The following is a 5,451-nucleotide window of genomic DNA, read 5'->3' as shown; positions in this document are numbered from 1 at the left end:
GTGCGGCGCCGGGCCGGGGCCCCCGGGCGCGGGGGCGGTTATCCTGGAGGCGCAGGGCCGCCCGAGGCGGTGGAACCGGCGGTGCCGGTCCCCAGGCCCGCGTTTTGACCCGTACGGGCCAGCGCGGGTATTCTGCGAGTTCGTTATGTGTATTGGCTTTCTCATTCTCACGTGAGGGGCCCTTACACCGGTCCACCGGGCCGATGACCAGCGGCAGGACTCGGTTGCGTCACCGAGGTCCGCCAGGGCTGTCGTACATCGTCCGTGGTGGCCATGTCAGGACCCCACCTCTGAAGAAGCGAAGGCTACGACACCGTGCGTACGTACAGCCCCAAGCCCGGCGATGTGACCCGCCAGTGGCACGTCATCGACGCCCGGGACATCGTCCTGGGCCGTCTGGCGACCACCGCTGCCACCCTCCTGCGGGGCAAGCACAAGCCGATCTACGCCCCTCACGTTGACACCGGTGACTTCGTCATCATCATCAACGCCGAGAAGGTGCACCTCTCCGGCAACAAGAAGACCCAGAAGATGGCGTACCGCCACTCCGGCTACCCGGGTGGTCTGCGTTCCGTCCGTTACGACGAGCTGCTCGAGAAGAGCCCCGAGAAGGCCATCGAGAAGGCCGTCAAGGGCATGCTCCCCAAGAACACCCTGGGCCGTCAGATGCTCTCGAAGCTGAAGGTCTACGCGGGCGACCAGCACCCGCACGGCGCTCAGCAGCCGGTCCCGTTCGAGATCACCCAGGTCGCGCAGTAGTTCCGGCCACCCCCAAAGACGAAAAGAAATCTGAGGAGAATCGTGGCCGAGACCACCGTTGAGCAGCCGGTCGAAGAGACCGAGATCGCCGACGTCGAGCAGTACACCACCGAGTCCGAGGTGCCCGTCGAGGGCGAGTACACCTCGGAGTCGAACGCCGCGCGCTTCGGCGACCCCCAGCCGGCCGCCGGCCTGGGCCGTCGCAAGAACGCCATCGCCCGCGTCCGGATCGTCCCGGGCACCGGCAAGTGGAAGGTCAACGGGCGTTCGCTCGAGGACTACTTCCCGAACAAGGTCCACCAGCAGGAAGTCAACGAGCCCTTCAAGGTGCTCGAGCTCGACGGCCGCTACGACGTCATCGCCCGCATCGCGGGTGGCGGCGTCTCCGGTCAGGCCGGTGCGCTCCGCCTCGGTGTCGCCCGTGCGCTGAACGAGGCCGACGTCGAGAACAACCGTGGCGCCCTCAAGAAGGCCGGTTACCTCAAGCGTGACGACCGTGCGGTCGAGCGCAAGAAGGCCGGTCTCAAGAAGGCCCGCAAGGCCCCGCAGTACAGCAAGCGCTAATCGCTGCCTGCTTGTACTACTTCGAACGCCCCGGCGGCACGACTGTGCTGCCGGGGCGTTCGTCTATCAGGAACCGCTCGGCCCCTGGCACCCTCTTTGAACAGGAGGGGAACTGGGGGGACAAGTTCGGAGCATTTCCGAAAGCTTTTGGAACGTTCGGAGGACAGCAGTGGGACGACTCTTCGGCACGGACGGCGTGCGTGGTGTCGCCAACGCGGATCTGACGGCCGAGCTCGCGCTCGGACTCTCCGTGGCGGCGGCGCACGTACTGGCCGAGGCGGGCACCTTCGAAGGCCACCGGCCGAAGGCCGTGGTCGGCCGTGACCCGCGCGCGTCCGGGGAGTTCCTGGAGGCCGCGGTGGTCGCGGGCCTCGCGAGCGCGGGCGTGGACGTCCTGCGCGTCGGTGTGCTGCCCACCCCCGCGGTGGCGCATCTCACCGGTGCGCTGGGCGCCGACCTCGGCGTGATGCTCTCCGCCAGCCACAACGCCATGCCGGACAACGGCATCAAGTTCTTCGCGCGCGGCGGCCACAAGCTCGCCGACGACCTGGAGGACCGCATCGAGGCCGTCTACGAGGAGCACCGCACGGGCGCTCCCTGGCAGCGGCCGACCGGCTCCGGCGTCGGCCGGGTCAGCTCCTACGACCAGGGCCTCGACCAGTACATCGCGCACCTGCTCGGGGTCCTGCCCAACCGCCTCGACGGACTGAGGATCGTCCTGGACGAGGCGCACGGCGCCGCCGCCCGGGTCTCGCCCGAGGCGTTCGCGCGTGCCGGTGCCGACGTCATCACGATCGGCGCCCAGCCGGACGGCCTGAACATCAACGACGGCTGTGGCTCGACCCACCTGGACCTGCTCAAGGCCGCCGTCGTCGAGCAGGGCGCCGACTTCGGCATCGCCCACGACGGGGACGCCGACCGCTGCCTCGCCGTGGACGGCTCGGGCGAGGAGGTCGACGGCGACCAGATCCTCGCGGTGCTCGCCCTCGCCATGCGGGAGCACGGCACGCTGCGCAACGACACCGTTGTCGCCACCGTCATGTCGAACCTCGGCTTCAAGCTCGCCATGGAGGCGCACGGCCTCTCCCTCGTGCAGACCGCCGTCGGCGACCGCTATGTCCTCGAAGCGATGAAGGAGCACGGCTTCGCCCTCGGCGGCGAGCAGTCCGGGCACGTCATCGTCCTGGACCACGCGACCACCGGCGACGGCACGCTGACCGGCCTGCTGCTCGCGGCGCGGGTCGCCGAGACGGGGCGTTCGCTCGCGGATCTCGCGGGCGTCATGGAGCGCCTCCCGCAGGTCCTCATCAATGTCCCGGACGTCGACAAGTCCCGGGTCAAGACCTCGGCGGAGCTGTCCGCCGCCGTCACCGAGGCCGAGCGCGAGCTGGGCTCCACCGGCCGGGTGCTGCTGCGTCCCTCGGGGACGGAGCCGCTGGTCCGGGTCATGGTCGAGGCCGCCGACATCGAGCAGGCGCGCTCCGTGGCGGGCCGCCTCGCCGACGTCGTGAAGTCGGCGCTGGGCTAACCCCGCCGCTCCCGCGCGGTACGGCGGCGCTGACCGGCCCAGAGGGCCTTCTGGACGAGCAGCGTCGCCGTACCGGCGAGGACGATGCCGAGCAGGTTGAGCAGGAGCTGTTCCGTCGAGCCCCACGCCTGCTTGTACTCGGAGTAGCTGAAGGCGACCGCGGCGTTGGCCGCCGCGGGGACCGTCGTCACGGAGATCGCCACGCCGACCAGGGCACCGGACTTCGCCGAGGTCAGCGAGAGGGTGCCCGCGACGCCCGCGAGGACCGCCACGACGAAGGAGAACCAGTCGGGGCGGTAGATGAAGTTCGTGTTCGGCCGCTCCGCCTTCAGCGCGTCGCTGCTGAAGAGGTCCACCGCGTCCATGAAGGCGCTGAACGCGGCCGTCACGAGCATCGCCGCCGCGAACCCCACGAGCAGCGCGAGGAGCGCGCGCAGCGCCAGCCGGGGAGCCCGCCGCACCAGCGCCGTGCAGAGGCCGGCGAGCGGGCCGAACTCGGGGCCGACGGCCATCGCGCCCACGATCAGGATCGCGTTGTCGAGGACCACGCCGCAGGCCGCGATCATCGTGGCGAGGGTGATGAACGCGACGTAGGTGGCCGAGAGCGTCGACTCCTCGTGGGTGGCGTCCGCGAGCTGCTCCCACAGGACCGCGTCCGCCGCCTCTCCCGGCGCGTCCTTCTCCGCCTGGTCGGCGCGCTCGGAGAGCGACAGGTCGATGTTCTCGACCGCGATGGAGCCCGAGCTGTCCAGGCCCAGCGCGCGCAGGCCGCCGAGCAGCTCGTCGGCGGCCTCGCGCGCGACGTCGCACAGGACGACGTCGCCCGCCGGGCTGCGGGCCGCGCCGGCGACCACGGCCACGTGGGCGGTGCCCGTCGTCCCCTCGATGAGGCGCACCACCTCGTCGGTGGTGCCGGCGGGAGAGATCAGGCGCAGATGCAGCATGCCCGCAGGGTAGTCGGCGGCGGCGGGCGCCTCAGAGCTTGCGCAGGCTCAGGCGCTGGACCTTGTGGTCGGGGCCCTTGCGGAGCACCAGGGCGGCGCGGCCGCGGGTGGGGGCCACGTTCTCCAGCAGGTTCGGCTTGTTGATGGTGCGCCAGGTGGTGCGCGCGTAGTCGAGGGCCTCCTCCTCCGACACCTGGGTGTACTTGCGGAAGTACGAGGACGGGTTCTGGAAGGCGGTGAGCCGCAGCTTCTTGAACCGGTTCAGGTACCAGCGCTCGATGTCCTCCGTGCGGGCGTCCACGTACACGCTGAAGTCGAAGTAGTCGGCGAGGCCCACCCGGGTGCGGCCGTCGCTGCCGGGGAGCGCGGGCTGGAGGACGTTCAGGCCCTCGACGATCAGGATGTCGGGGCGGCGGACGGTGAGGCGCCGGCCCGGCACGATGTCGTAGATCAGGTGGGAGTAGACGGGCGCCGTCACCTCGTCCTTGCCCGCCTTGATGTCCGCGACGAAACGGGTGAGGGCGCGGCGGTCGTAGGACTCGGGGAAGCCCTTGCGGGACATCAGGCCGCGGGCTTCGAGCTCCTTGGTGGGGAGCAGGAAGCCGTCCGTCGTCACCAGCTCCACCCGGGGGTGTTCCGGCCAGCGGGAGAGCAGGGCCTGGAGGAGGCGGGCGACGGTCGACTTGCCGACCGCGACCGAGCCCGCGACCCCTATGACGAAGGGCGTGCCCGACTGGGAGCCCTTCTCGCCGAGGAAGGTGTTCAGGGCGCCGCGCAGGCCGTCCGTGGCGCCCACGTAGAGGTTGAGGAGGCGGGAGAGCGGGAGGTAGATGTCGCGGACCTCGTCCAGGTCGATGACGTCGCCGAGGCCTCTGAGCTTCTCCACCTCCTCCGCCGTGAGCGGGAGCGGCGTCTTCTCCCGCAGCGCGCTCCACTCGCTGCGGGTGAGGTCGACATAGGGAGTCGCCTCCGGCTTCTGCCGGTGGGCGCTCCGCGGCGCCTTCGCTGGCGCGGAGACCGAAGAGATCACAGTCCATTGTTACGGCTGTTCGACCGGCGGGCGGGGTGGGGTGTGTCACGCTGAGCCGGTGATTATCGGGGTTGGCATCGATGTGGCGGAGATCGAGCGGTTCGGGGCGGCGATGGAGCGGACGCCGGGCATGGCCGAACGCCTCTTCGTCCCGGGTGAGCTGCTGCTGCCGAGCGGGGAGCGGCGGGGCGTCGCCTCGCTCGCGGCCCGCTTCGCGGCGAAGGAGGCGCTGGCCAAGGCGCTGGGAGCCCCCGGCGGCCTGCGCTGGACCGACGCCGAGGTGTACGTGGAGGAGACCGGGCAGCCGCGGCTGCGGGTGAGCGGCACGGTCGCCGCGCGGGCGGCCGACCTCGGCGTCCGCTCCTGGCACGTGTCGCTGAGCCATGACGCGGGGGTGGCCTCGGCGGTGGTGGTGGCGGAGGGCTGACGGGCCCCGGCGCCTTCGCGGGACCGCTCAGTCGCGTACGTCCCGCCAGGCCGCGGGGATGGCTTCGGCGACGTCCTGCGCGGCGACCGGCGCCCCGTCCGAGGCGTGCCGCGCGGCGAGGCCGTGCAGATAGGCGCCGACCGAGCCCGCGTCCCGCGCGTCGAGCCCGGCCGCGAGGAGTGACCCGGCGAGCCCGGAG

At 71.1% G+C, this 5,451-nt stretch carries 6 protein-coding genes and 1 pseudogene; 4 read left to right on the top strand and 3 right to left on the bottom strand.

The genetic code is table 11. The features are described 5' to 3' along the window. Window positions 1-315: 315 nt before the first annotated feature. The 3 genes from rplM (at window position 316) to glmM (ending at window position 2,851) form a co-directional block, all read left to right on the top strand. The gene (rplM, locus tag AB8Z36_RS28925) at window positions 316-759 is read left to right on the top strand and encodes a 50S ribosomal protein L13 (RefSeq protein WP_369216337.1); all 444 of its coding nucleotides are present in this window, start codon (window positions 316-318) and stop codon (window positions 757-759) included. Window positions 760-801: 42 nt separating this feature from the next. Next, window positions 802-1,323: a 30S ribosomal protein S9 gene (gene rpsI / locus AB8Z36_RS28920; RefSeq protein WP_369216336.1), complete on the top strand. Its 522-nt coding sequence runs from the start codon at window positions 802-804 to the stop codon at window positions 1,321-1,323. A 169-nt stretch (window positions 1,324-1,492) separates the two neighbouring features. Continuing rightward, the gene (glmM, locus tag AB8Z36_RS28915; RefSeq protein WP_369216335.1) at window positions 1,493-2,851 is read left to right on the top strand and encodes a phosphoglucosamine mutase; all 1,359 of its coding nucleotides are present in this window, start codon (window positions 1,493-1,495) and stop codon (window positions 2,849-2,851) included. On the opposite strand, the gene AB8Z36_RS28910 is transcribed toward glmM, so the two are convergent. Together AB8Z36_RS28910 and coaA are read right to left on the bottom strand one after the other, a co-directional pair. Next, window positions 2,848-3,795, bottom strand: a complete 948-nt coding sequence (locus tag AB8Z36_RS28910) for a DUF389 domain-containing protein (RefSeq protein ID WP_369216334.1) — start codon at window positions 3,793-3,795, stop codon at window positions 2,848-2,850. The genes glmM and AB8Z36_RS28910 overlap by 4 nt on opposite strands. A 31-nt stretch (window positions 3,796-3,826) precedes the next feature. Then, on the bottom strand, window positions 3,827-4,825 hold the full coding sequence (gene coaA, locus AB8Z36_RS28905) for a type I pantothenate kinase (RefSeq protein WP_369216333.1): 999 nt from the start codon (window positions 4,823-4,825) through the stop codon (window positions 3,827-3,829). 58 nt (window positions 4,826-4,883) lie between these two features. On the opposite strand from coaA, the gene AB8Z36_RS28900 reads away from it, so the two are divergent. After that, window positions 4,884-5,252 (top strand): holo-ACP synthase, encoded by a 369-nt coding sequence (locus AB8Z36_RS28900; protein WP_369216332.1) that lies wholly within the window; start codon window positions 4,884-4,886, stop codon window positions 5,250-5,252. A gap of 27 nt (window positions 5,253-5,279) precedes the next feature. On the opposite strand, the pseudogene AB8Z36_RS28895 reads toward AB8Z36_RS28900, so the two are convergent. Continuing rightward, window positions 5,280-5,451 (bottom strand): annotated as a pseudogene (locus tag AB8Z36_RS28895) (bifunctional ADP-dependent NAD(P)H-hydrate dehydratase/NAD(P)H-hydrate epimerase); the annotation flags it as partial.

The organism is Streptomyces flavofungini, assembly GCF_041028215.1.
Lineage (GTDB): Bacteria > Actinomycetota > Actinomycetes > Streptomycetales > Streptomycetaceae > Streptomyces > Streptomyces flavofungini_B.
This window is presented reverse-complemented; position numbering and strand designations above follow the sequence as displayed.